General features: G+C 60.3%; 15 protein-coding genes and 1 pseudogene. 3 read left to right on the top strand and 13 right to left on the bottom strand.

Annotation, left to right across the window (positions count from 1 at the left end; all coding sequences use genetic code 11):
* The first annotated feature begins 35 nt into the window (after window positions 1-35).
* The gene (locus T424_RS0113200; RefSeq protein WP_051558969.1) at window positions 36-857 is read left to right on the top strand and encodes an ABC transporter ATP-binding protein; all 822 of its coding nucleotides are present in this window, start codon (window positions 36-38) and stop codon (window positions 855-857) included.
* 20 nt (window positions 858-877) lie between these two features.
* Here the strand turns inward: T424_RS0113200 and T424_RS0113195 are convergent, their stop codons facing one another.
* Genes T424_RS0113195 through fepB form a run of 3 tightly spaced genes read right to left on the bottom strand, consistent with a single transcriptional unit; the run spans window position 878 to window position 3,914 of the window.
* On the bottom strand, window positions 878-1,918 hold the full coding sequence (locus tag T424_RS0113195) for a FecCD family ABC transporter permease (RefSeq protein ID WP_027488146.1): 1,041 nt from the start codon (window positions 1,916-1,918) through the stop codon (window positions 878-880).
* Window positions 1,919-1,920: 2 nt separating this feature from the next.
* Window positions 1,921-2,973 (bottom strand): FecCD family ABC transporter permease, encoded by a 1,053-nt coding sequence (locus T424_RS0113190; protein WP_084268497.1) that lies wholly within the window; start codon window positions 2,971-2,973, stop codon window positions 1,921-1,923.
* Window positions 2,970-3,914: a Fe2+-enterobactin ABC transporter substrate-binding protein gene (gene fepB / locus T424_RS0113185; RefSeq protein ID WP_027488144.1), complete on the bottom strand. Its 945-nt coding sequence runs from the start codon at window positions 3,912-3,914 to the stop codon at window positions 2,970-2,972. The genes T424_RS0113190 and fepB overlap by 4 nt, the downstream gene beginning before the upstream one ends.
* Before the next feature lie 448 nt (window positions 3,915-4,362).
* On the opposite strand from fepB, the gene T424_RS0113180 reads away from it, so the two are divergent.
* On the top strand, window positions 4,363-4,545 hold the full coding sequence (locus tag T424_RS0113180) for a DUF3008 family protein (protein WP_027488143.1): 183 nt from the start codon (window positions 4,363-4,365) through the stop codon (window positions 4,543-4,545).
* Between the two features lie 15 nt (window positions 4,546-4,560).
* Here the strand turns inward: T424_RS0113180 and kdgD are convergent, their stop codons facing one another.
* From kdgD to T424_RS20980, 9 genes are all read right to left on the bottom strand, one after another.
* Window positions 4,561-5,478 carry a 5-dehydro-4-deoxyglucarate dehydratase gene (gene kdgD, locus T424_RS0113175; protein ID WP_027488142.1) on the bottom strand — a complete coding sequence of 306 codons (918 nt, stop codon included), beginning with the start codon at window positions 5,476-5,478 and terminating at the stop codon, window positions 4,561-4,563.
* A gap of 172 nt (window positions 5,479-5,650) precedes the next feature.
* On the bottom strand, window positions 5,651-6,397 hold the full coding sequence (locus T424_RS20985) for a FadR/GntR family transcriptional regulator (RefSeq protein ID WP_037067622.1): 747 nt from the start codon (window positions 6,395-6,397) through the stop codon (window positions 5,651-5,653).
* 250 nt (window positions 6,398-6,647) lie between these two features.
* Window positions 6,648-7,607, bottom strand: coding sequence for a mannonate dehydratase (locus T424_RS0113165; protein WP_027488141.1), 960 nt, complete (start codon window positions 7,605-7,607; stop codon window positions 6,648-6,650).
* 279 nt (window positions 7,608-7,886) lie between these two features.
* Window positions 7,887-14,318, bottom strand: a complete 6,432-nt coding sequence (locus tag T424_RS0113160) for a beta strand repeat-containing protein (protein WP_027488140.1) — start codon at window positions 14,316-14,318, stop codon at window positions 7,887-7,889.
* A gap of 661 nt (window positions 14,319-14,979) precedes the next feature.
* The gene (locus T424_RS0113150) at window positions 14,980-16,167 is read right to left on the bottom strand and encodes a UDP-galactopyranose/dTDP-fucopyranose mutase family protein (protein WP_051558967.1); all 1,188 of its coding nucleotides are present in this window, start codon (window positions 16,165-16,167) and stop codon (window positions 14,980-14,982) included.
* Window positions 16,164-18,185 carry an O-linked N-acetylglucosamine transferase, SPINDLY family protein gene (locus T424_RS0113145; protein WP_027488138.1) on the bottom strand — a complete coding sequence of 674 codons (2,022 nt, stop codon included), beginning with the start codon at window positions 18,183-18,185 and terminating at the stop codon, window positions 16,164-16,166. Before T424_RS0113145 ends, T424_RS0113150 begins: the two co-directional genes overlap by 4 nt.
* Before the next feature lie 164 nt (window positions 18,186-18,349).
* Window positions 18,350-19,264 carry an amino acid ABC transporter substrate-binding protein gene (locus T424_RS0113140; protein ID WP_161712575.1) on the bottom strand — a complete coding sequence of 305 codons (915 nt, stop codon included), beginning with the start codon at window positions 19,262-19,264 and terminating at the stop codon, window positions 18,350-18,352.
* Entirely contained in the window at window positions 19,261-20,121 is an 861-nt protein-coding gene (locus T424_RS0113135; RefSeq protein ID WP_154664907.1) for an amino acid ABC transporter substrate-binding protein, read from the bottom strand. The genes T424_RS0113140 and T424_RS0113135 overlap by 4 nt, the downstream gene beginning before the upstream one ends.
* A 187-nt stretch (window positions 20,122-20,308) precedes the next feature.
* Window positions 20,309-22,513, bottom strand: a complete 2,205-nt coding sequence (locus tag T424_RS20980) for an EAL domain-containing protein (RefSeq protein ID WP_161712573.1) — start codon at window positions 22,511-22,513, stop codon at window positions 20,309-20,311.
* Window positions 22,514-22,966: 453 nt separating this feature from the next.
* On the opposite strand from T424_RS20980, the pseudogene T424_RS22585 reads away from it, so the two are divergent.
* Window positions 22,967-23,430: pseudogene (locus T424_RS22585) on the top strand (M20/M25/M40 family metallo-hydrolase).
* Here T424_RS22585 and T424_RS22885 read toward each other — a convergent pair.
* Complete coding sequence (locus T424_RS22885; protein ID WP_169737300.1) at window positions 23,389-23,838, bottom strand: hypothetical protein; 450 nt, start codon at window positions 23,836-23,838, stop codon at window positions 23,389-23,391. The pseudogene T424_RS22585 and the gene T424_RS22885 overlap by 42 nt on opposite strands.
* Window positions 23,839-24,341 lie beyond the last annotated feature (503 nt).

Genomic DNA, 24,341 nt, shown 5'->3' with positions numbered 1-24,341 from the left:
AACCTAACCAAAATTGACAGGATTTCGGAGGCAAGATGGATAAGGCCGTTAACGAGCCGCAGGCTGGCTGCCGTTTGCAGGCGAAGGACATTACCTTGCATTATGGTGAACGCACCATCGCGGAAGGTCTCAGCCTCGATGTGCCGGACGGCAAGTTCACCGTGATTGTCGGCCCGAATGCCTGCGGAAAATCAACGCTGCTGCGCGCTCTGGCTCGTATTCTGCGTCCGGGAAAGGGCCAGATCATTCTTGATGGCCGGGCCATTGAAACCATCGGCGCGCGCGACGTGGCCCGCACGCTTGGCCTTTTGCCGCAAACCTCTGCCGCACCGGAAGGCATTACCGTTGCCGAGCTTGTGGCTCGCGGCCGTTATCCGCATCAGGGCCTGCTGAAACGTTGGAGTAAGGCCGACGAAGACGCCGTGCGCTGGGCCATGCAAACGGCACGGGTTCATGATTTTTCCAATCGCATCGTTGACGAGCTTTCCGGTGGCCAGCGCCAGCGAGTGTGGATTGCCATGGTGCTGGCGCAGGAAACGCCACTTCTCCTGCTGGATGAACCGACGACCTATCTGGACATAGCCCATCAGCTTGAAGTGCTGAACCTGCTTCGGGCGCTCAACCGCCGCCAGCGCAATACCGTGGTCGCCGTATTGCACGACCTTAACCAAGCGTGCCGTTATGCCGATCATATCGTCGCCATGCGCGCGGGAAAGATTATCCGGCAGGGTGCGCCGGCAGACATCATGACGGCGGAGCTGGTGCAGGCGGTTTTTGGGCTGGACAGCATCGTTATCGCCGATCCCGTCACCGGCGACCCCATGGTGGTGCCGCTCGACAGGGCGGACAGCATTTAGAACAGCTCTCGCAACCCGTATTATCTGGCGCGGGTCAGCAGCCACAGCAGATAAACACCACCGACAAGGCCGGTCATGCGGCCAATCGGCAAAATCAGCGTGCTGGTAAGGCTCTGCGTCAAAAGATCGGCCAGAACAAGCAGGAATGCGCCCATGGCTGCGGCACTGAGGACCGGAACGCCTTTCCCCCGCGTGAGACGCAGCACCAGTTGCGGGGCGGCCAGCGCCACGAAAGACACAGGACCTGCGGCCGCTGTTGCAAGCCCCGCCAGCAGCACGGCTGCGGCAATCATGCCCATGCGGGTTCGCTCCACCGGCACACCAAGCTGGCGGGCAAGATCATCCCCCATTTCCATCAGGGCCAACCGCCGCGCATAGACGGAAATCAGAGGGACCAGCAGAATGCTCCCCGCCATCACCGGCAGCACGTCGCTCCATTTCCGTCCATCGAGAGAACCGGACAGCCAGAGATTGGCGGCAACCGCATTATCGAGATCGCCCCGCACGAGCATGAAACCGTTGACGGCGGTCAGCGTAGCGCCCATGCCGATGCCAATCAGGATCAGCCGGTAGCCACCACCTCTGCCATGGCGAAAAGACAGGAGATAGACAAGGGCTGCCGTCAGCAGGCCGCCGCAAACCGCAGAGACCGCAATGGCCGTGGAACCGCCACCAAGCATGACGATCTGCACCAGCGCGCCTGCGGCAGCGCCGGTGGTAAAGCCGATCACATCGGGCGAGGCAAGCATGTTGCGCGAGAGGGACTGGAACACGGCCCCGGAAGCCCCAAGCGCCCACCCCACGAAAAATCCGGTAAGCACGCGCGGCAGGCGAAGATTGAAAACGATTTCCCCCTTCATGCCGCCGCTGCCTCTCCCCGCCAGGATCGACAGCACATCATGAACCGGAATGGAAAGACGCCCGAGCGTGATGGCATAGAGACCAAGAAGCGCCGCAGCCACGACCAGAGCGAGCGTGACAAACAGCAGCCGACCGTCCAGCACCATCGATAATTGGCGATTGCGAAGCAGGATGAAGCGGCGGGACGGATCGGAATGCATGTTCACAGCCGCGCCATCCGCTTTTGCCTTACCAATACGATGAAGAACGGGCCGCCCATCAGGGCAACCATGATCCCGACACTCACTTCTCCGGGGGGCGCGATGATCCGGCCAAGCGCATCGGCGCCAACCATCAGCAGCGCGGCGATGACCATGGCATAGGGCAAAAGCCAGCGATGACCGGGGCCAGCCAGCAAGCGCGCCATATGCGGCGCTGTCAGCCCCACGAAACCGATCGGCCCTGCCGCTGCCGTGGCCGCCCCCGTCAGCACGATCACCGCAAGGGCGGCCCCTGCCCATATCCGGGCCGGATTGCCACCCAGGGCTTTGGCCAGATCACCGCCGAGGGCCGCCGTATCGAGCGCCCTTGCCAGCGCAAGCGACAAAACCAGACCCGGCACCACGATCAGCGTGACAGGCAGCAGAACATCATAATCGCGCCCGGCCAGCGAACCGACCGACCAGTGGCGAAACTGATCGAACACATGCTCATCGCTGTTGACGAGAACAATCTGCGCCAGGGACAGCAGCACGATGGAAAGGGCCGCGCCGGCCAGCACGATGCGCACCGGACTGCCGCCATGTTGGCGATGCCCGAGACATGCCACGATCAGGCCGGCAAGGCCCGCCCCTGCCATTCCAGACAGCATCAATCCGTTCATGCCGGAGATGCCGAACAAGGTCATGGCGCAGGCAATGGCCAGCGCCGACCCGGCATTGATGCCGAGAATGCCCGGATCGGAAAGCGGGTTGCGGGTCAGCGCCTGCATGATGGCGCCGGCCACGCCAAGGGCAGCGCCAACCACCGCCGCCAGCAATGTGCGCGGGATGCGCAGATGGCGCACGAGAAGATGATCGCTCTGATGCGGATCGAAATGAAAGATCGCCTGCCAGGTTACGCCAATCGGCACCGGCCGCACCCCCGCCGTCACACCGGCCAGCAACACGGCCAGCAGCATGAGGCATAGCACCACCAGACCGGCAAGGCGCTTTCGCCGCTGTACATCGGTTGGCTGCGGCAGGGATGGGGATGGGCCTGTTCGACGCAGGGTCATTTTGCAAATTTCTTGACGATACCGTCCACCACCTGCTTGCCGCTATAATAGTCCATGCGGAACGAATTGACGCCAAGACCATAGACCTGCCCCTTCTTGACGGAAGGCAGGTTGGCCAGAACAGGGTCACGCATGAAGGCTTCCGCCCGGCTGTCGTCTACCCGCAAAAGGAAGGTCGTTTCGGCCTTGAGATCGACAAGCCGCTCATAGCTTGCCCAGACAAAATCATGGCGCAGCACCGCCTGCGTATGCCAGGAGGGATCGGGATCTTCCATAGTGAAGCCAAGGGCGGTGAGCAGGGCTGCATGAGGACCGCTGACACGCGCAATCGGATTTTCCTGCCCCGGACCGTTATAGCTGATGATGTTCGTCTTGCCTTCAGGCAGCTTCAGCTTCTCACGGGCAGCGGCCACATAGGCATCGAATTCGGCGATCGTCGCGGCGGCCTCGCTTTCGAGGCCGGTGGCCTTGCCAAGCTCGGTGGCCAGCGCCTGCCAGGAGGCGGAGCTGTCATCGAGAACGATGGTCGGGGCAATCTGCCGGAAAGCGCCAATCTGGTCACGCGCCGCGCCCGCACCGCTGACCGTCACGATGATCAGATCCGGTTGCAGGGCATAAACCGCCTCGAGATCGACCTTGCCCGTCGGCCAGACATTCTGCACGCCACGCGCCCGCGCCTCCTCGGCCCATTGCGCAAAGAAGGTGCCGTTGGTGGCCGAACCGCTGGCAATGACGGGTGCGTGAATGGCCAGCAAGGTGCCCGTCAAAGTTACAGAAGATGAGAGGATCCGCTTCGGCTGCGCCGGAATCTCGGTCTTCGTCCCGTCCACGTTCTGGAAGCTGCGTGGCCAGTCACCGCCAGCCCGAGCAGTCGGCATGGCAAGCGCAAGTCCAAGCAGCATGAAGGTGAAGGACAGGAAAACTCGGGCTTTCATCATCATTTCAAGGCGCTCCCGGCGTCGAAACATATGCAGATTTCAGCGCGGCAGGAGGAATGCCCGGCACCGGGCAGAACCGGATGCCAGCTTTCGCAGCCCCATTCAGAAAACGACAAACCCGATCCATAAGGCAAACCCTGGTAGAAAGCCGTGTTCCAGCGCGCGCGGCTGATGCCTTAGCACCGCCGCAAAGCGAGCGCCAGAAAAACATGAGTAAAGAACACATGATATTTGCAACCGGCGACACGGAACACAACCCTGCCTTCACGGGTTGTGCGCTCGAACAAACCCGAAAACCGGCTTCCACGTTTCGGTCCGATGCTTTTTCTCACGCATCGGATAACCCGAAAACCGGCTTCCACTTTTCGGTCCGATGCTTTTTCTCACACATCGGACAACCCGAAAACCGGCTTCCACTTTTCGGTCCGATGCTAGAAACGGAGAAACCAGAATGCCCGCAAAAAGCAAGGCTCAGCAAAAGGCAGCAGGCGTGGCTCTTTCCGCAAAGCGGGAAGATACGCCGCGCGGCAAACTCAAGGGCGCTTCGAAAGCCATGGAAAAATCCATGTCCGAGCAGGAATTGCGCGAAATGGCCTCAACCCCGCGCAAGGGAAAGCCGGATCACGCTTCCTGAAGCTAAATCGCGCACTCAGTCCGCGCGGGGGCGTCTTCGCGGTGCGATCAGCGCGTCCAGCATGGCCTCCTCTTGCGCCGTAAGATCGGTCAGCGGGCTGCGCACACTTCCCGCAGCAAAGCCCTGCAATCTTACACCCGCCTTTACCGCCGAAACTGCGTAGCCCTTGCCACGGTTACGGATAGCCATGAAGGGATAGAAGAAATCATTGAGCAGGGCCTCGCAAAACGCCCTGTCACCAGCCCGTAGCGCACGGTAGAAATCCACCGCCAGATCCGGCACAAAATTGAAAACCGCCGAGGAATAGGTGGTAAAGCCCGCACCGAGATAGGCTTCGGCAAACAATTCCGCCGTCGGCATCCCGCCAAGATAGGTCAGGCGGTCGCCCATTTTCGCCGTCACCTGACGAACCAGCCCAATATCGCCCGTTCCATCCTTGAAGCCGATGAGATTGGGGCACTCATCACACAAGCGAGCCAGGGTATCCGGCTGAAGCACGCAATTGTCGCGATTATAAACCATTACCCCGATGCCGACCGACTGGCACACCCGGCGAACATGGGCATGAAGGCCAACCTGAGGCGCGTCGATCAGGTAATGGGGCAGGAGCAGCACCCCATCCGCGCCCGCCTTCTCCGCCTGCCTGGCGATGTCCACAGCCAGTTCCGTGCCATAGCCGCAGCCTGATACGATGGCCGTACCGCCCGCGGCCTCCTTCGCAGCCCGCACGATCTGCGGCACCTCCGCAGGGGTCAGCGAAAAGAACTCACCCGTCCCCCCTGCTGCAAACAACACCGGAGCATCGAAGCCGGAAAGCCACTCGATATGCTGTTGATAGCTTTCCTGCGCAAAGACGCCGAATGCATCGAAATGCGTGACAGGAAAAGAAAGAACGCCCGACCCCAGGCGCTGCTTGATCTGCTGCGGATTCATCATGTGCCCTCCTGGCTCTTTTCAAAGCCAAGCTTTCGCGCGTGCAGGCCATTCGGCCAGGCCCGTCCACGCTCTATTTCAAGTTACCTGTGTTCAACGGCACTCAGGCCGCAGCCCCATCAGGCCTGGAAATGCTCTAGCACCTCCACAGGAAGCTTGTCAATGATTCATATTATATGTTGAGTAAACTTCTCTGATGAGCTGCCCGGTAGCGGCTGAGGCTTCCTCGCAGATGCAGCTTCATGGAGGTGCGGGCCCCCGTCTCGTCACTATTGGAAATCGCCTCGATAATGGCGCCGTGTTCCTCATGAATTTGCATCATGTAGCGGCGCTGCTCCTGCGGGTCCGCCTCCTGCTGCAAGGCATCGCGAGGAATTGCAGAACGGCCGAGCATGGTCAGAAACTCTGGAAAGCGTGGATTGCTTGTGGCTTCGGCAATGGCCAGATGCAGGGCAAAATCCGCTTCGGCCGTCGCCTTTCCCGCCTCTATCAGCATGAAGAGGTCGCGGTGGCGCGCCCATATGACCTCTTCCTGCTGCGCAGACCGGCGAAGCGCGGCCAGGGCGGCAGCTTCAACCTCTACCGCCATGCGCAACTCAAGCAGTTCAATCACGGACGAAACCCTTGCCCGGTCGATATTCTGGAACGGCAGGGCAATGGGTGCGGGCGCATCCAGAACGAAAACTCCGGCCCCCTGCCGGGGCTCCACCAGACCGTCGGATTTCAGCGCGGCAATGGCCTCGCGCACAACGGTGCGGCTGACGGCATATTCGGCCGTCATCCGCGATTCGCTTGGAAGGCGGTCGCCGGGCCGGAACTGGCCTGACTGTATGGCCTCGCGCAGTTTTTCCACCAACTGCGTGACCAGTGTTGCCTTGCCTTTCGGCTGGGCGGGTGGATGTTTTGCATCAAATGCCACGTTAGCCTTCCCGATTTCGTCCTGCGGACATTCCCCTACAGCGCCGTGCGTTTTATCAAACGCACAAAGGACGCTGTAACACTTTAAATCTGCTGCATAATTTTCACCTTAAATCGATTTCGATTTAAGGAATTATGCAGTAGCGCTCCGCCAACTTCAAGAGCCGCCATTGCCTTGCTGGCCCCCGAAGGCTGCCACTTTCGCAGCATCCATGGACGGAAAGGAAGCGCGCATCACAGAATTGGCCGGATCAACGTGTCTGCAAAAGCGCGGCGATATAGCCGTAGCAGTAAGCAAAAGCCACCTGCTGCTGATTATCACCCGAAAGCGTGGGCGCGTGATCGGGCATGACCATGTAGCGATAGCCCGTCTGCCGCAACACATCGATGACGGCAGGCATATCGATATCGCCGTCGTCAGGAAAACTTTCCCTGAAGTTATAGATATTACCGACGATATTGCGGAAATGAATATTCATGATCTTGCCACGTTCGCCGAACCAGCGGGTCACGGCAGGCACATCCGCCACGTCCTCCAGCATTTCGCCAAGCGTGCCGATGCAGAAATTCAGGCCATGAACCGGGCTTTCATGCATCTGCACGAAACGCTTCATGCCCTCCACGCTTCCCAGAATGCGGGTAACACCCTTATAGCCGGGCGGCGTGGCCGGATCATGCGGATGGCAGGCAAGCCGCACGCCCGCCGCCTCGGCCGCCGGCACCACCCTTGCCAGAAAATAATCCACCCGTTCCCACAGCGTTTCCTCTGCCAGAATGCCCGCAGGCCCCGGCTCGTCCTGATCGACGAGATCCCACCTGAAGGCTTCCGCGCGATAGCCACCACGCCCCTCCTCCATCGGCGTGCGGGGAATGCCGATATAGTTGAAATTATAGCGCACGGAAGGAATGCCGGCTGCGCCGCAATTTTCGATCAGACGGCAAATCTCGTCGATCTGGCGATCCCGGTCCGGTCCGGCAAGGAGAATGTCGCGGCAGGGCTGGGTGTCCACCGGCGCTGACGGGAGAGGCAGCAGCAACATGTCCAGCGTGAGGCCGAAGCCTTCCATCTTCTCGCGGAACTGTTCCAGCACAGGCCGGGTCCAGCCTCGCCAGTCCCCATCCGGATTGGCAGACACATGCTCGACGCCCAATTGTTTCATCACGCGATAATCATCGTCATGGCGGGCGGGAAGCTGGGTTCCAAGATACATGCCGGTCTCCGTAACTCACTTGTAATATGATGCATATTACAGGTCGTACAAGTCTCGTCAACAGCAGCGCCATTTAGAGGATGTCGCGCAAAAGTGTGCAGCGGTTTTGCGACACCGACATGCGTTAAAACAAAAGCCTGGACCATCGAGAGAACGGCAAGGCGTTGGATTACCCGCCTAGATCGGTTCATTGTTTCACGGAAACATTGAACCGATCTAACTATTTGTTTTTACGCATTTTCAGACGGAAAACCGGCTTCCACTTTTCCTGAAAATGCTCTAGTTATCCTGATAGGCTGCCACCACGGCCGCGAGCTGGTCGGAATCGAGGAAGGACATCTGCGTATCCATCAGCGTATTCAGTTGCTCATCGGAAAGGCTGGAGATGGCCGATGTGGAAAGCCCCTGAACACCCGTTGTGCTGAGCGCGGCAATATCATCGGTGGAGAAGGTTGCCAGTTCGTCCTTCGTCAGGGCGGCAACCTGTTGCGAGGTCATGGCCGCAACCTGTTCCGGCGTCAGCGCTTCGGCCTGACCGGTGGAGAGCGCTGCGATCACCTGCGGTTTCAGGCCGGAAATCGCGCTGGAACTGAGGCCGACGAGCTGGTCGGTCGAAAGCAGCGACAGGTCTTCCACCGAAAGGGCTGCGCCCTGCAAGGCGTTCAGCCCGCCAAGCTGCTGGGTGGTGAGCGAACTGATCTGGCCTGCCGAGAGCGCCACGACCTGATTATAGGTGAGCCCACCCAGTTGCGTCCGCGACAAGGTTGCAAGCTGCTCCGTGGTCAGCGATGTCATGATGGCCGTGGACAGCCCCTTGATGCCATCCGTACTCAGCGCTTTGAGGGAGGCCGTCGTCAGGGCGGAAAATGCTGCCGTTGTCAGGCCGGAAACGCCGGTTGCGGCCAGCGCGGCGATCTGTGTCGTGGTCAGCGCACCGATCTGCGCGGCACTGAGGCTTGCCACCTGGGCGCTGGTAAGCCCATGCAGGGCAGACGTGCCGAGAGCGGAAAATTCAGCCGTCGAGAGCGAGGCGATGAAGGATGTCGGCAGGCCTGCGATATTATCCGATGTGAGTGCCGCCAGCGAAGAGGTCGGCAATTTCTGAAGCTCGCTTTCGGAAAGCCCCTGTAGACCGGTGGAACTGAGCGAGGAGACCTGAAGGGTGGAAAGCGCCGCCAGTTGATCGGCACTGAGGGCTGCTACCTGCGCGCTGGTCAAGCCGGCCATGGCATCGGTGTTCAGCGAGGCCACCTGGCTTGTGGTCAACGCTGCGATGTCGCCCGTGCTGAGGGCTGTGATCTGGCGGGAGCCGAGCGCGTTGACCTGATAGATCGACAGCGACTTCAGCTGATCCTCGCTGAGCGCCGAAATCTGGTCTGCCGTCAGCCCGCCAAAACTGGTGGCGCTGACCGCCGCAATTTGCTGCGAGGTGAGCGATGCAACACTTGCCGTGGAAAGCCCCGCTATCGCCGCCGAGCCCAGAGCCGCCATCATCTCGCTCGAAAAACGATCCAGTTGATCCGGACTGAGAGCGGCAATCTGGGCCGAGGACAGTGCCGACACCTGATCGCTGGAAAGGGACGCGATCTGCGCCAGCGTTAAGGCGGAAACCTGCGCACTTGTCAGCCGCGATACGGCGGAAGGATCGAGTGCGGCGATCTGATCGGTGGAAAGGCCTGCAAGCGTTTCAGTGGAAATGCCGCTGACGGCACTACCGCTCAGCGCTGCGAAGGCCTCTGTTTGCAGCATTTCGAGCCCGTCCAAGCCCAGTGCCGCCACCTGCGCCGAACTGAGCACGGAGGCCTGGAGATCGGACATCACCTCGATCTGGTCGAGATGCAGGGCGGAGATCTGTGCCGTTGAAAGGCCGGAAATGGCGGACGTATTCAGCGATGCGATTTGCGCGGTGGAAAGCGAGGCGACATCCGTCGCATCGAGAGCGGCAATCTGCGCCGATGACAGGGCGGATACCTGCGCGGTGGACAATGCCGTCAGCTGATCCGTGCTGAGGGCCGCGACCTGCGCCGTCGTCAGGCTTGCCACGGCACTCATGGAAAGGGCCGCAAGCTGGGCGGTCGGCAATCCGGCCATGAAATCCGTAGAAAGACCGGCAACGGCACTGCTTGAAATGGCGGCGTAATCGGCAAGCGAGAAGCTTTCCAGCGCGGCCGAACCAAGGGCGGCAAGCTGGGTTGAGGTGAGGGTCGCGACCTGCGTCGATGTCAGGGCTTCGGCCTGATCGGCGCTGAGCGCGGCAAGCTGGCCGGTGGCAAGGCCGGAAATGCCGTCCGTGTTCAGGGCGGCAAGCTGGGCGGTCGTCAACGCGGCAATTCCAGCCGTCCCCAGTGCGGCGACCTGCCGGGAACCGAGGGCAGCCATCTGCGCCGTCGTCAGGGCCTCCAGCTGCGCGCTGGAAAGCGTGGCAAGCTGGCCCGTTGTCAGGTTGGCAATGCTGCCGGTGCCAAGCGCGCTGACCTGATCGGTCGTCATTGCACCGAGCTGCTCGGTGGTCAGGCCGAGAACGGCGCTGGAACGAATGGCTGCTATATCCGCGGTGGACAGCATCAGCAGGTTTTCGGTGCGTAACACTTCGATCTGCGCCGAACTCAGGGCGGCGATCTGCGTCGTCGTCAAGGCCTCCGCCTGCTCGGTGCTCAAGGCCGCGATTTCGGCGGTGGTCAGGCCCGATGCGCCGGTGGCGCTGAGGGCGGCAATTTGTGCCGTGGTCAGGGCGGCAATATTGCCAGCACCCAGTGCCGCCACTTGCCGCGAAGACAGTGCCGCCATCTGTTTGGTGGAAAGCGCACTGACCTGATTGATGTCGAGCAGGGCAATTTGCGCCGTCATCAGTCCCGAAACCGCCGAAACGTTGAGGGCGGCCACCTGTGCCGTGGTCATGGCGGCAATGGCATCGCTGCCGAGGCCGGAAAGTGCGGTGGACGTAAGCGCGGCAATCGCGCGCGTGGAAAGGGCCGCAATGCCCTGACTGCCCAGCGCCGCAACCTGTTGCGACCCGAAGGCCGAAAGCTGCGCCGTGGTGAGCGCGCCAAGCTGGCTTGCGCTGAGCGCCTGAATTTCCGCCGTGGTCAAACCGGCAATGGCATTGCTGCTCAATGCGGCGATCTGCGCGGTATTGAGCGCTGCCATGCTGGCCGAGCCAAGGGCCGTAAGCTGATCGGATTTCAGTGCAGCCGCCTGCTTTGTGGAAAGGGCCGCAACCTGCGCGGCGCTGAGGGCTGCGACCTGGCGCGTCGTCATGCCGGAAATGGCCGCGCTGCTGAGCGCGGCGACCTGATCCGTGCTGAAGGAGGCAATGACCTCCGCCGAAAGACCGGCCAGCGCGCTTGCCGTCAAGGCCGCGACATTTTTCGTGGAAAGGCTGGCGATGTTGGCGGTGCCAAGGGTCGAAAGCTGCGATCCGGCGAAGGCGGCAACCTGCGCCGCCGAAAGTGCCGCCGTCTGGGCGGAAGAAAGCGCGCTCACCTGTTTCGACGTCAGGGCGCCAATCGCCCCGACATTCAGGGCGGAAATCTGGCCCGTCGAAAGACTTGCAAGCGCCGACGAGGAAAGACCGGCAACGCCATCTGCCGTCAGCGCGGCGATGTCACGAGTGGAGAAGGTTGCCAGATTGGCCGTACCGAGGCTTGCCACCTGTCCGGAGGAGAGAACGGCGATCTGGCCCGCGCTGAGCGCCTCTGCCTGTGCGGTGGTCAAGGCCGCGACCTGCGCCGTGCCAAGGCCGGTGATGGCCGCCGCCGAGAGCGAAGCCACCTGCGCCGCACTCAGCGTGGCAAGCTGGCCCGTCGAAAGAGCCGAAACCTGATCCGAGGTCAGGGCCAGCATCTGCCGCGAGGACAGGACCGCAAGTTGCGCGGTGGAGAGCGCCTCGATCCGTTCCGCAGTCAGGCTGGCCATCGCGCCGGTATTCAGCGCGGCAATCTGCGCCGTGGACAGGCTGGCCATATCTGCGGCGGCGATGGCGCCTGCCTGCTGGCTGCCCAGCGCGGCAATCTGGGTCACGTTGAGGGCGGCAAGCTGATCCGTGGTCAGGGACGCAAATTGCGAGGCCGAAAGTGCGGCAATGGCCGCGGTCCCCAGCCCCGCCAGCTGTTCGGAGCTTAAGGCCGATATGGCGTCGTCGCCAAGGCCCGCCAGCGTGTCGGTGGCCATGACCGCGATTTTTGAGCGCGACAAGGCGGCAATGTCGGCCTCATCCAGCACCGCGACCTGCTCAGATGTCAGAACGCTGACCTGCGCGGTGGAAAGCGTTGCCACTTGCGCGGTCGAAAGGGCATCGATCTGGCCTGGTGAAAGCGCCCGGATGCTTCGGGTGGTCAGCGCGGCAACCTGCGCGGTGGAAAGCGCTGCCACGACGTCGCTGGAAAGACCGCCAATGGCGCTTGAACTGAGCAGGGCAATTTTCTGCGTGGAAAAGGCCAGAATATCGGCAGCATCCAGCGCGCCGATCTGGCTTGCATTGAGGGCGGCAACCTGTGCCGTCGTCAGCGCCGCAATCTGGCTGCTGTCGAGGGCAGCGATGGCCAGACTGCTCAAGCCCCGCACTGCCGTTGCGCTCAAGGCGGCAATCTGTGCCGTGGAGAGCGCGGCAATATGGCTGGAAGACAGGACCGCCGTCTGGGCGGAGGTCAGGCCCGCAAGCTGCGTCGTGGACATGGCCGCGACCTGGCTGACACTGAGGGCGGCAATCTGATCGGCCGTGAGGCGCGCCACCGCGCCCGACTGCAAGGCGGCAAGCTGGCTCTCGGAAAGCGCCGCAAGCGCTGCCGTGGTCAGGCCTGCCGCCGCCGTGCCCCCGAGGGCAGCGAGGCTTGCGGTGGAAAGGCCGGAGATAACATCTGCCGTCAGCGCCGATGCCTGATCGGCCGTCAGGGATCTTATCTGGGCCGTCGAAAAGGCCTGAACCTGGGTGGAGGACAGGGAAGCCATCTGGCCGGTCGTGAGCTTTGCCAGGGCCGCCGCAGAAAGGGACGCGATCTGTGCCGTGGAAAGAAGGCTGAGGGCATCGGTGCTGAGGCCTGCAATGGCAGAAGAACCGATTGCCGCCATATCGGCTGTCGAAAAGAGCGCGATGGCGCCGCCATCGAGAACGGCAAGCTGGGAGGCGCTCAGCGCCTTCACCTGCGCGGCGGTCAGCGCTTCGATCTGGCCTGAGGACAGGCCTGCAAGCTGATCCGTTGCCAGCGCAGCAATGGCTGCCGTCGTCAGCGAAGAGATCTGCGCATTCGAAAGAGACGCCAGAGCCTGCGTGGTAAGCCCCGCCGCCGCGGAGGTGCCCAGCGCCGCCATCCAGTTCACGGACAGGGCCGAAAGCTGATCGGCGCTCAGCGACTGAGTTTGCGTCGATGTCAGGGCCTTGATCTGATTGACGGAAAGCACGTTGAGCTGGGAAGTGGTCAACACCGCCACCTGATCGCTGCTCAGCCCGGTCAATGCGCTGGAGGTCAGCGCCGCCACCTGCCCGACCGAAAGCGCCTGCAATTGCTCGGCTGTCAAGGCATGGGCCTGCGCGGACTTCAGCGCCGCAATCTGCGCGGTGGAAAGTGCGGCGACCTGAGCCGTGGACAAGGCCGCGACCTGATCCGTCGTAAGCCCCGATACGGCAAGCGTCGTCAGTGCCGCCACCTGCAAGGTGGCGAGTGCGGCAATCGCTTCGGTGGTCAGCCCGGCAGCCGCCCGGCTGGTCAGAACCGCAAGTATATCCGTGGAGAGGCCTGCCATGGCGGACTGTTGCAGGGCAGCCGTCTGAACCGCGCTCATCGCCTTGAACTGCGCCGCCGTCATCGCCGCGACCTGTCCTGTCGAGAGCGCGGCGACCTGATCGGCGGAAAGCCCCGAAACAAGGCTGGAAGAAAGGCTTGCAACTTGCGCATTGGTGAGCAGCGCCATGTCGCTGGAACTGAAGCCTGCCGCCTGCGTGGACCGCAGCGCGCCAAGCTGCGCCGTGCCGAGTGCGGCCACCTGCGCATCGGAAAGCGCATCGATTTGCAGCGTGGAAAGGCCCGTCACGCCACTGGTACTCAAGGCGGCGATCTGGCCGGTGGAAAGCGCCTGCACGGCCTCAAGCGTCAACAGCCGCACATGCGCCGCCGAAAGAGCGGCGATTTGACCCGTTGAAAGCCCGGCGACCTGATCGGCCGATAGCGCCGCCACCTGTGCCGTCGTCAACCTGCTGACCGCTGCCGTGCCAAGCGCGGAAATCTGATCTGCGCTAAGGCCGGCAAGAACCGAAGGCGAGAGGCCGGAAATAGCCGCGGAGCTGATCGCCGCCATGTCATCGGAGGAAAAGTCCTCCATATCCTGCGCCGTCAGCGCCGCAAGCTGCGCGGCTTTCAGCGCATTGACCTGCGCGGGCGTCAAGGCTTCAGCCTGGGCCGTGCTGAGGCCGTGCACCTGTGTCGTCGTCAGCGCGCCAATCTGCGTCGTCGTGAGGTTGCTGACCGCCACTTCATCCAGCACCGAAAGCTGATCAAGGGTCAGGCCGACAATGGCCGCGCGGGAAATGGCCTGCAATTGCTGGCTGCTCATGACCTTGACATCTTCGGTATCCAGCGCCGCAAGCTGCGCGGAACTGAGCGCGGCGACCTGGGTGGTCGTCATTTCCTTCACGTCTTCCGTGGTCAGCGCAGCAACGGCCGCCGTTGAAAGCGACCTGATCTGGCTTGCGCTATAGGAGGAAATTGAAGACGTCATCGGCTTGCCCCGGATCATGACGGCGCCCCGAAAGCGGCCACCTCAATGAAGCGTCCGGCAAAAGGCCCCTGTTTCCCACACACCGCCAGGTCAAGCGCAAGGCGGCCCTGAAACGGCTCGACCTTGAAACGTCCGCAATCTCTCAAAAGCGCTTTTCACGTCCCAAGCTCTTGTTCTGCGTATTTTCGGAGGGAAATCCGGGCTCCTTCCTCTCATGAAAAAGCCCGGCCCTACCGCCGATACGGAAAGCGGTGCTTGCCAAGCCTACTGCATAATTCCTTAAATCGGAATCGATTTAAGGTGAAAATTATGAAGCAGATTCAAAGCGTTACAGCGTCCTTTGTGCGTTTGTTAAAACGCACGGCGCTGTAAAGCCCACAGAAGGCGGCACCCGCGTCTCCCGGCAAAAATTTACATATCCTTACTTGTCCGAGGCTGACGGAAACCGGCTTTTCAACCGCAATTGGTAACGACAGGCTGACGAAATCGTGATCGCGACACCCGGCCTGCCTCAAACGTAGAGTGTGTGGCTATTCAACGTTGGGCGGGCTGCAAACGGTAATTTGCTGCGATTCCGGTGCTCATGTACATTAAGTACACTCCGCTCCGATTCTCGCACATCACCGTTTTCTCCTCACCCAACGTCGAATTCCCACACACCCTAGAGTGGCGCAATTGCAAAGGCGGGCACCGGCAGGTCATGCTTGCGGCAATGTTGGAAAAGTGCGGCACAATCCAGTGCTTCCCGAATGGTGACATCCATGTCGAGATAGCGGTATGTTCCAAGGCGCCCGACGAAGGACACGCCTTTTTCGGCAGCGGCTCTGGCCACATATCGAGATAACTGCTGTTTCTCCTGCACAAGGCGGATGGGATAGTAGGGAATGTCGTTTTCCCCACAGGCGCGGGAGGTTTCGCGATAACAAATCGAAGCGCCATGCTCTTCCCAGGGCGCAAAATGCTTGTGCTCGGTAATGCGGGTATGGGGGATGGACCGGTCCGCATAATTCATCACGGCACAGCCCTGATAGTCACCGGGGTGGATGAAACGCTCGAAATCCAGGGTTCGATAGCCCAGCCGCCCTTCATCGAAGCCGTAAAATGCATCGATGGGGCCGGAATAGAAGACATGATCGAAGTCCGGCAGCCATTCACGCCGGAAGGGCGTGTTCAACCTCAAGTTGATGACGTCATGATCCAACATGCGCGCCACCATGTCCGTATAGCCCGTCTCCGGCATGGCCTGAAAGCGGTGGGAAAAATAGCGGTCGTCATAATTGAACCTCAGCGGCAGACGCTTGAGAATGGCCGCAGGCAGGCTGGAGGGTGCGCATCCCCATTGCTTTTCGGTGTAACCCTTGAAAAAGGCTTCGTACAGACGGCGCCCGACGAAGCGCAACGCTTGCTCCTCGAACGTCTCCGGGCTTTCGATATGCGCATCCGCCTCAGCCGCAATGAAGGATCTTGCCGCATCCGGCCCCATCGCAGCGCCGAAAAACTGGTTGATGGTGTGCAGATTGACCGGCAGGGAATAGACCTGCCCGCCACTGGTGATCTTGACGCGATGCAGATATGGCCGAAACGTCTGGAAGCGGTTGACGTAATTCCACACGCCTTCATCATCCGTATGGAAGATGTGAGGCCCATAGACATGCAGCAGAATACCGGTTTCGGCATCGCGCTTTGTATGACAATTGCCGGCAACATGATCGCGGCCTTCGAAGACCGTGACCCTGTGCCCCGCCTCGGCCATTTCCCGCGCGATGACCGCACCCGAAAGCCCCGCGCCCGCCACCGCCAGGTTTGCAGACAGGCCTGCGATTCCGGGGCCTCTTTGCGGCCCGCTCATGGCCAGAGCCTCCCGTCTGGCGCGATCGGAGAAAACTCATGCCACTCTGAAAGCCGGGCACGATAGAGGCTTCGATAGGCCCCGTCCTCCAGTCCGTCCACGCCAGCCTCAAGAAGGGTGGCGCCGATTTCGTAATATATGTCCAGATTTCGCAGATTTGGCACTGGTCTGCGGCCTGCCTCCGCCTCTTCCTGCATGTGCCGGTAAAGCGCCTGAAGGCGCTGCGCCAGTCCTTCCATGTCATGCAGCTCTGCCGCATTCGGGCGCTCGTTCAGCATGGTTGCCATGGCCTTCAGCCGTTCCGGCGTTCGGGAAAGAGCAATAGCCGTCTCCACATAGCCCTCAGGGCTGTTGCATATCAGCTCCGGCAAGCCCGCTGCGGTCACGATACTGGCGCAAAAACGGGCGGCAAAGCTCTTGCCTGCAAAGGTCAGCACCGGCAGCCCCATGGTCAGGGCATCCGCCGCCGTGGAATGGGCGCCATAAGGGAAGGTGTCGAGGAAAAGATCGGCCAACCCAAGCCGCGCCAGATGGTCGGGATTGGCGGCCTTGGGTGCGAAAATCAATCTTTCCGGCGAAACGCCTGCGTCTTGCGCAAGGCCGCGCAATCTCTGATCCACCGCCTCGCCACCGCTCAACAGCCACAAGAAGCTGCCCGGTGCGCCTGAAAGAATGTGCATGAAGCGGGCAAAGGTTTCGGCGGTTATTTTCTGCATTCCGTTGAAGCAGGCGAAAACGAAGCCTTCATCCGGCAGCCCTGCCTCCACCCGGCTTGGCCGCGCGCCGCGCAACCGTTTCCGGTCGATGGGCTGGGTGCACGGGATATGCAGAACCTTTTCGGAATAGAAAATCTCGTTTTCCGGGGGAATGACCCGTTCATCCGCAATGATGTAGTGATGAAACGGGCTTCCCATCGAGCCCGGATAGCCACAGAAATTGACGATGACCGGCGCCGGCCGGTAGGCGAAGATACGGGTGCGGGCGTTTTTCGTATAACCATTCACATCGATCAGAATATCGATGTCATCGTCGCGAATGCAGCGCGCCGCCTTGTCATCCTCCATGGCCGTAATGTCGCGCCAGACGGCGAAGACGGCCTTCATGCGGTTTTGCGTCTCGTCATTCGTGACAGGATCGCCGCAGTAATAGGCATAAAGCTCGACCTGGGCGGGATCATGCAGTTCCAGCACCTCGCGGAGCGCAAAGCCGACGGCATGATCGCGCAGGTCCGAGGACACATAGCCCACCCTCAGCCTCTTGCCCGTTGCGCATTTGGCCTGCACCGGCTTTGCTGCGAAATCGCGGATGTCGGGCCTGCCGACGAAGGATTTGCTGTAACGATGCGCCCTGGCAAGCTGAAACAGTGGATCGTCGCAATAACAGGCCAACGCCAATGGCGACATGGCATCCAGCATTTGCCTGAAGGTAACGTGCTGGGAGGCGGCGAGGATCGGCCATTTGCACTGCCTTTGCCGAAGCGCGCTCCAGTGCTGCCCCGCCTCCGTCCGGTCGGGGCGCAGTTCCATGGCCTGCCACAGCGCGGTTTCCGCCTCTTCCAGCAGATTGGCATTTTCCATGACCCGGCCAATATGCTGGAGCGCCATCAACCTGTGGCTGACCCGATCGGCCGTGCTTTCAGCCGTTGTCTCCAAAAGCGCCTGCCATTGCTGGATGGCTGCCGCCGCAAGGCCGCTATCCTCCAGTGCCCGGCCCAGATTGATATGCGCAGGGCCGAAACGCGGATCAAGCTTCAGGCAGGCGCGCAAGGCGTGAATGCTCCCGGCCACATCGCCCAATTGCCGCAGCGCCACGGAATAATTGAACAGCACGAGGTGCAGGAAGGGATGGCCGTCATTGAAGGCGATCCAGCTTTTATAGACCTCGGCCGCATCCACGGGCCTGCCTGCCCGCTCAAGACCTTCGGCAACCCGGAAAAGATCGTTGAAGGAAAGTTGCTGTCCACGCGCCGCCGCCAGCAGAGGCATCAACGGCAAATCACCCGGATGTTCCATCGTCATGATTTCCCCACGCTTCATTGAGGCGCTCCAGCTTTGGCGTCCTTGACCAAAACGGGCTCAACCAACCTGCATGAGGTGTAGCGCAGATCCGGCGGGTGATCGCCCTGCTCCTGCCTGCGCCCGGCCTTATCCACAGGTGTTATGCATATCCCCGGCTGGACAGGTTACTCCACGCTTTCCATCATCGCGCGCAGTTCGGCGCTCATGGGAAGGTTCAGGCAATGCGGCGGTTCTCCGAAAGGCTGCATGAACCATCGGTCGTAGATCTTCTGCATCCTGTCGCTGCGATAGACCCGCCATAGGGCCTTGGCAACCAGATCGGCAAATTCGGGATCGTTGATGCGCGTCATGAAGCCATAAGCCGCAGGCTCTCCCAACCCCTCCTCGCTGACGGAGAAATCCTGCGGATGACCCGATCGGGCGATCATCTCGTGAAGCAGGATGTCGTCCATGGCGAAGGCCGAGACACTGCCGTTGTTGACAAGTTCGAAGGCTCGCTCCACCTCGTCAACCGGCACCGTAACGAGACCGAGCCTGCGCTCTCGGGAGAGCTGGAGGATCTGACTGATATTGACCGTTCCCAGCACAACGCTGACGCTTTTGCCGCGCAGATCTTCGAGTTTATGGATATTATTGCGCTTCAGGCTGACAAGGCGGGTGCGCATGAAGAAATGCGCCGGTGCAAAATTCGCAGCCTTGCGCCGTTCCGGCAAATTCGTGCTGGCATTGCATTCGATATCCATGCCGCCCTCGTTCAGAAGCTGTAGCCGGTTGGCGGGCGTGCGGAAAACATACTCCGTCCGGATTTCCGGCAATTGCAGGATCTGCCGCATCTCCTCGGCCATTTCCCGGCAAAGGTCTATCGAATATCCGCTGATGTCTCCATTGGCGTTGGTGAACGAGAAGGGCGCGGCAGTGCCATAGCCGACGCGCAGGACGTGTGTTTGACGCAGCCGTTCGATGGTCAGGCTGACCGTATGCCCCTGGCCATCCGCGACGTCCTGCGCATAGACCCGGCTGACAACGGCCAGAACCACCAGCACAAGCGCCAGAAAACGTGTCGTAAGGGCCGCCATCATCGCAGGTGATCCGTCATATATCCGGGTTTTTCGAACACCGCCCGCAGCTCGGCGGAAAGGGGCAGGTTCATCCTCTGTCCCTGCGGCGGGATCGGCTCCTCGAACCATCGGCTGTAAAGCTGGCGAATTTCACCGCTTTCGTAGATCGATCGCAGGCTTTCATTGACGGCGGCAATGAAGGTCTCATCGTCATGCGGCAGCAAAAGCCCGTAAGGCTCCGGCGCGCTCAGCGCCTCCTGGGAAATCTCGTAGAGTTGCGGATCGGCCGAACCTGCCACCAATCCCGCCAGAAGAATATCGTCCATGACATAGGCGGAGGCCTTGCCGCTCGTCACCATGGCGAAGGATTCTTCATTTTCCTTGTTCAGCAGAACGGAAATATTAAGCCCCCTCTGACGATTGACCGCGTTGAGCTGATCGAGATTCACCGTGCCCGAGGTGGCCGCGACGCTTCTTCCGGCAAGATCGCCCACACGGTGGAGATTGGCAGTTTTCAGAGAAACAAAGCGCGTCGCCGAAAGGAAATGCGGATAGCTGAAAGCCACAAGCTTGCGGCGCTCTGCGGTATTTGTCGTTGCCGCACATTCCATGTCGATCTTGCCGGTTCGCATCATGACAAAGCGCGTGGCCGAGGAAACCGGCACATAATCTATGCTGATACGGGGCAGACCGAGCTTTTTCGCCAGACGTTCGACAATGGCCACGCATAATTCCGTGGAGTAGCCCGTGGGCTTTCCGTCCACCACATAGGAAAAGGGCGGCTCGGCCTGTCGATGTCCGATGGTAATCACCCCGCTCTGGCGCAGTTTGGCCAGCGTTCCGCCATCCTGCCCTGCCCAAAGCGCAGGGGCGGCCATCAACCAAACGGCCAATGCGGGTTTGCAAAACCTGAATAACGACATGCCGCTTTCTCCTGCCAATATCACCATGCGGCGGCCGGAAATACTCCGCCTGACCCGGAACATTCATTTGCTGTCCAACCACGCCGCCCGGAAACCTGGCCTTGCGCGGGCTTGAACTTCGAGCGTTTATGACAGCGCTTTCTCAAACAATTGCACGAAAGCGCCCCGACCCTTCCGCATCATCCTCCTGAAGCGGTTCGGCCTGCGGTTTTCCGAAAAGATAGCCCTGCGCCGACTTGCAGCCGAGCCCGCGCAGAATGTGAAGCTGCTGCCGGTTTTCGATACCCTCCGCCGTGGCCTCGATTCCAAGTCCGTTGGCAAGCATCATCAAGGCCCGCAGGATATTCAGCGCCCGTGGATTATCGACCAGTCCGGCGACGAAGCGGCGGTCGAATTTGATGCGGGTCAAAGGCAGGTCGAGCAGATAGGAAAGCGAACTGAAGCCGGTACCGAAATCGTCGATCGCCACACCTATTCCCATGCCGCGGATGGCATGGAGCGCGGTCACGGCCTCCCGCTCGGCGATAGGGCTGGTTTCAGTGACTTCGATTTCCAGCCGATGCGGCGCAAGCCCCGTGGCGTCCAGCGTCGCACGCAGAAAGTCCGGCAGGTCACTGCGCAACAGATCCGCCGCGCTGATATTCACCGCCAGTGTCCCGGCATTGGGCATGGCGGCGAAGGTCCGGCAGGCATTGCTCAAGACCCAGCGATCAAGCTCCACGATAAGGCCGCTTTCCTCGGCCGCTTCAATGAACTGGTCCGGCGTCAGCAGGCCTCGCACGGGATGACGCCAGCGCACCAGCGCCTCGTGGCCACACAGGCGGCCATCCTGTATGGCAATGATGGGCTGGTAGAAGATCTCGAACTGATCTTCCCCCAAGGCCAGCATCAGTTCCTGCTCGATGGCCGAACGGCCGGAGCTTTCCATGGTCATGCCCGGCTGGTAGTGGCGAAGGCAGCCGCGCCCGGCGCCCTTGGACGTGTAAAGCGCCACATCGGCATGGCTCATGATGTCCTTGAGGGTCCGCCCATGCAGGGGCGCTGTCGCGACACCAATGCTGATGCCGATGCCAATCGAAAGATCATTGATCTGAAACGGGCGATTCATGGCGTCGATAATGCGCTCACCCAGCCGTGCGGCATCCGTGCGCGCATTGACGGAAACCGCCTGGATCAGCGCGAACTCGTCGCCGCCAAGGCGGGCAAGCACATCCTGCGGCCCCAAAAGCACCGAGAGCCGATGGCAGGTGGCGATGAGCAACTGGTCTCCCACCGCATGTCCGTAAGTATCGTTGACCGGCTTGAAACGGTCGAGATCAAGCAGCATGACGTTGATTGTGCGCCCGAAAAGCTCGACCTCTTCCAGCATCCGGCTCAATGTTTTCTGCAAGAAGGCCCGGTTTGGCAGCCCCGTCAACGGATCATGGTGGGCCAGGTGTTCCAGTTCGCGGGCGGCCTCACGCACCTGTCGCAGATGCTCTCTCTCCACAACCCCCTCGCGCAGGGTTTCGATGGCATTGGCCAATTGCCCGATTTCATCGCGTCGCTGGCGAAAGGGCGTCGTGCGGCCTGTTTCATCGCGGGCAATGCGTTTCAGGGCCTCGATCAGCGCCGGAATGGGATGGAACAGGCGGCGCATCACGAGCATGATGGCAATGCCGGTCGCCAGCATGATGAGTGAGCCATAAACCAGCGAATTGCGATAAAAGGCCGTTTGCATCCGCATCAGCCTGTCGGCATTGCCAGCGCTTGCGGCAATCGCGCCCAGCAGTTTTCCGTCTGGCGTGGTGATTGGCAGAAGCGCAATATAATGGCGGGTCGAGCCAATCGAGGCAAAGCCGGTTGCGTATTTGTCCGGCGGATGGGCATTTCCCTTCTCATCGGAGAAAACCAGCGGCAGGTTCTCCCCTCCGCCCTCGCTGTCGGTCAGGGTCAGCAACTGCCGGCGCTCCTCGTCATACCGCAACAGCCACACCGGTTCCTTTGTCTGAAGCGATGCCAGCGACAGAACATCCAGCGGCACGAAGCCCGTATCCAGGACCGATTGATCGTCACCGATCATACGATCGGAAACGATACCGGTAATCTGGCCCGCAGGCGTCATATCCACCGTCACGAAGGTATAGACACCCCGAATGGCGCTGCTTGAAATCTGCGCATTGGTGCTGGCCTGGCGCGCCCAATCGGCCTTCTGCGCCCTTTCGATCATTAGCCAGCCGGTTGCTGCTCCGCTGACATAGGCGAAAGCCACCGCCAAAAGCAGGAAGAAGGCAACCTTACCGAGAATTGAGTTGCGCCATCCCGGAGAATGATCCAGGTCCGGCGTCTTAACCTCGTCTGACAACATCGACAGTTCCAATGGATAGGAGATGATAAAACAATATACGTCCGACATAGATTGTCAGCCGAAACTTTCAAAACGTTTGACGCAAGGCAAACCAGCGACATCTCCAGTCAAGCGACGCCGTCGCAAGCGATCGAACAGCGCCCTGCGAGGACGCAATCGATTGATCGAAAATCTCCACTATCGTCGTAAAGCATCTCGTTGCAAAGACGGCAGACGCGAACCAATTTATCAAGGGCTTGACCCGCTATATTCCTAACAGGCATCCAATTGGACGGCATCAAAGAGATCCGGCATCGCCTTCACCGGCATCCCGAAATCTCCGGAGAAGAGTGCAACACCGCAAAAGTTGTGGCGGAGGCTCTCCAGGCAGCAGGCGTAGATGATATCATAACCGGAATCGGAGGCTATGGCATCGCAGGAATTTTCTCCGGAGTGGCGGATGGCCCGACCTTGATGTTCAGGTCGGAACTGGATGCCTTGCCCATCCGGGAGGTTTCCAACCTTCCCTACAGGTCGCAAATTCCCGGCAAGGCCTATCTTTGCGGTCATGATGGACATAGCGCCATTCTCTTGCCGTTGCTACCGCTCTGGGGCAAAAGCGCCCAGCCAGCGGCCGCGTCGTACTGATGTTCCAACCTTCCGAGGAAAATGGCACAGGTGCTGCAAGCGTGGTGGCAGACCCGAAATTTGCGAGGATCGCACCGGATTTTGCCTTCTCACTGCACAACCTGCCGGGCCTGCCTCTTGGGCGGCAAGGTCCGGTCACATGCGCATCACGCGGGATAAAACTGGCCTTTTCCGGTAAGACCGCCCCTGCATCGGCACCGGAACAAGGCGTTGCGCCAACATTTGCAACCACCCGCCTACTGACCGCCCTAAAGTATGTCGCGCAAAAGTGTGCAGCGGTTTTGCGATAACGACATGCGACAAAACAATGACTTAGAACATAATCCGACCGGAGTGAAGCGAGGATCGACAAGATTTTGCTTCCAAAATAAAATCTTAGAGCGCCGATTTGATGCAATCAGATCGAAAAGCGCTCTAAGCGTCAGGAGCGAATCTGAAAGATCGCGACACGCTTTAATGGGCGGGGACAGGGTAGCGAGATCAACGAAAGCTTCTTCCGGGTAACGATCACCCACGCAATCTTGGGCGAACCTGTATTCGGCATCAGCCCGGGGCATGGAGAGATCTGGGCCACCTTGAGATGCCTGACCAGCCGAAGCATGGAAAATTTCGTCAAAACCGCAGAAGAACTGGCCAGACGGGAAGCGACAGCGTCTGGTCTTTCGATAAGAATTTCCTGTCAGGATATCTTCGAGCATTACGATAATGCAGCGCGTCCCGTTCAGGAATTGCAGCAGGCAATGCGGGTGCCGGTGTGACCTTCGATGAGGGGGATGGCCTTCTGCCAATGCGCTTTTCAGAAGACTTCGGCGTCTTCAGCCGTCACGCTCCTTCGGCGATGCTGTTCCTTGGCGCGGGCGAGCATCATTCCGGACTTCATAACCCTGACTAGATTTCCCGGACGCCCTGATTGCCATCGGGTCCAATATTTTCACACAGACGGCGAAGAACCTGCTGAGATGAGGAGGCAATACCTTTGTCAGCCTGCCTCAGGCCAAGGCTCGAAGATGCACACGCATCCTCATCTTGAAGATTTTTCGAATATCTCAATTGCGTCAGCGGCTTGAGATATTCGAAAACGAAATACCAGGGGGCATTTTCAATGCCCCCTGGTATCATATCCTTCAAAAAAACCAGTTTCCAGTTTCCTCAGAACAATGCTTTATATAGTCCGGGAAGACATCAAGATTGTGAAATCAGA

The organism is Allorhizobium undicola ORS 992 = ATCC 700741, from assembly GCF_000621665.1.
Classification (GTDB): Bacteria; Pseudomonadota; Alphaproteobacteria; order Rhizobiales; family Rhizobiaceae; genus Allorhizobium; species Allorhizobium undicola.
The sequence above is the reverse complement of the archived record's forward strand: the minus strand, read 5'-3'. Positions and strand labels throughout refer to the sequence as shown.

Bases quoted from the DNA above. Each gene is read 5' to 3' on its own strand.
- T424_RS0113200 (WP_051558969.1), top strand. From the start codon at position 36: ATGGATAAGGCCGTTAACGAGCCGCAGGCTGGCTGCCGTTTGCAGGCG.
- T424_RS0113195 (WP_027488146.1), bottom strand. From the start codon at position 1,918: ATGCATTCCGATCCGTCCCGCCGCTTCATCCTGCTTCGCAATCGCCAA.
- T424_RS0113190 (WP_084268497.1), bottom strand. From the start codon at position 2,973: ATGACCCTGCGTCGAACAGGCCCATCCCCATCCCTGCCGCAGCCAACC.
- fepB (WP_027488144.1), bottom strand. From the start codon at position 3,914: ATGATGATGAAAGCCCGAGTTTTCCTGTCCTTCACCTTCATGCTGCTT.
- T424_RS0113180 (WP_027488143.1), top strand. From the start codon at position 4,363: ATGCCCGCAAAAAGCAAGGCTCAGCAAAAGGCAGCAGGCGTGGCTCTT.
- kdgD (WP_027488142.1), bottom strand. From the start codon at position 5,478: ATGAATCCGCAGCAGATCAAGCAGCGCCTGGGGTCGGGCGTTCTTTCT.
- T424_RS0113165 (WP_027488141.1), bottom strand. From the start codon at position 7,607: ATGTATCTTGGAACCCAGCTTCCCGCCCGCCATGACGATGATTATCGC.
- T424_RS0113160 (WP_027488140.1), bottom strand. From the start codon at position 14,318: ATGACGTCTTCAATTTCCTCCTATAGCGCAAGCCAGATCAGGTCGCTT.
- T424_RS0113150 (WP_051558967.1), bottom strand. From the start codon at position 16,167: ATGAGCGGGCCGCAAAGAGGCCCCGGAATCGCAGGCCTGTCTGCAAAC.
- T424_RS0113145 (WP_027488138.1), bottom strand. From the start codon at position 18,185: ATGACGATGGAACATCCGGGTGATTTGCCGTTGATGCCTCTGCTGGCG.
- T424_RS0113140 (WP_161712575.1), bottom strand. From the start codon at position 19,264: ATGATGGCGGCCCTTACGACACGTTTTCTGGCGCTTGTGCTGGTGGTT.
- T424_RS0113135 (WP_154664907.1), bottom strand. From the start codon at position 20,121: ATGGCCGCCCCTGCGCTTTGGGCAGGGCAGGATGGCGGAACGCTGGCC.
- T424_RS20980 (WP_161712573.1), bottom strand. From the start codon at position 22,513: ATGTTGTCAGACGAGGTTAAGACGCCGGACCTGGATCATTCTCCGGGA.
- T424_RS22885 (WP_169737300.1), bottom strand. From the start codon at position 23,838: ATGCTCGAAGATATCCTGACAGGAAATTCTTATCGAAAGACCAGACGC.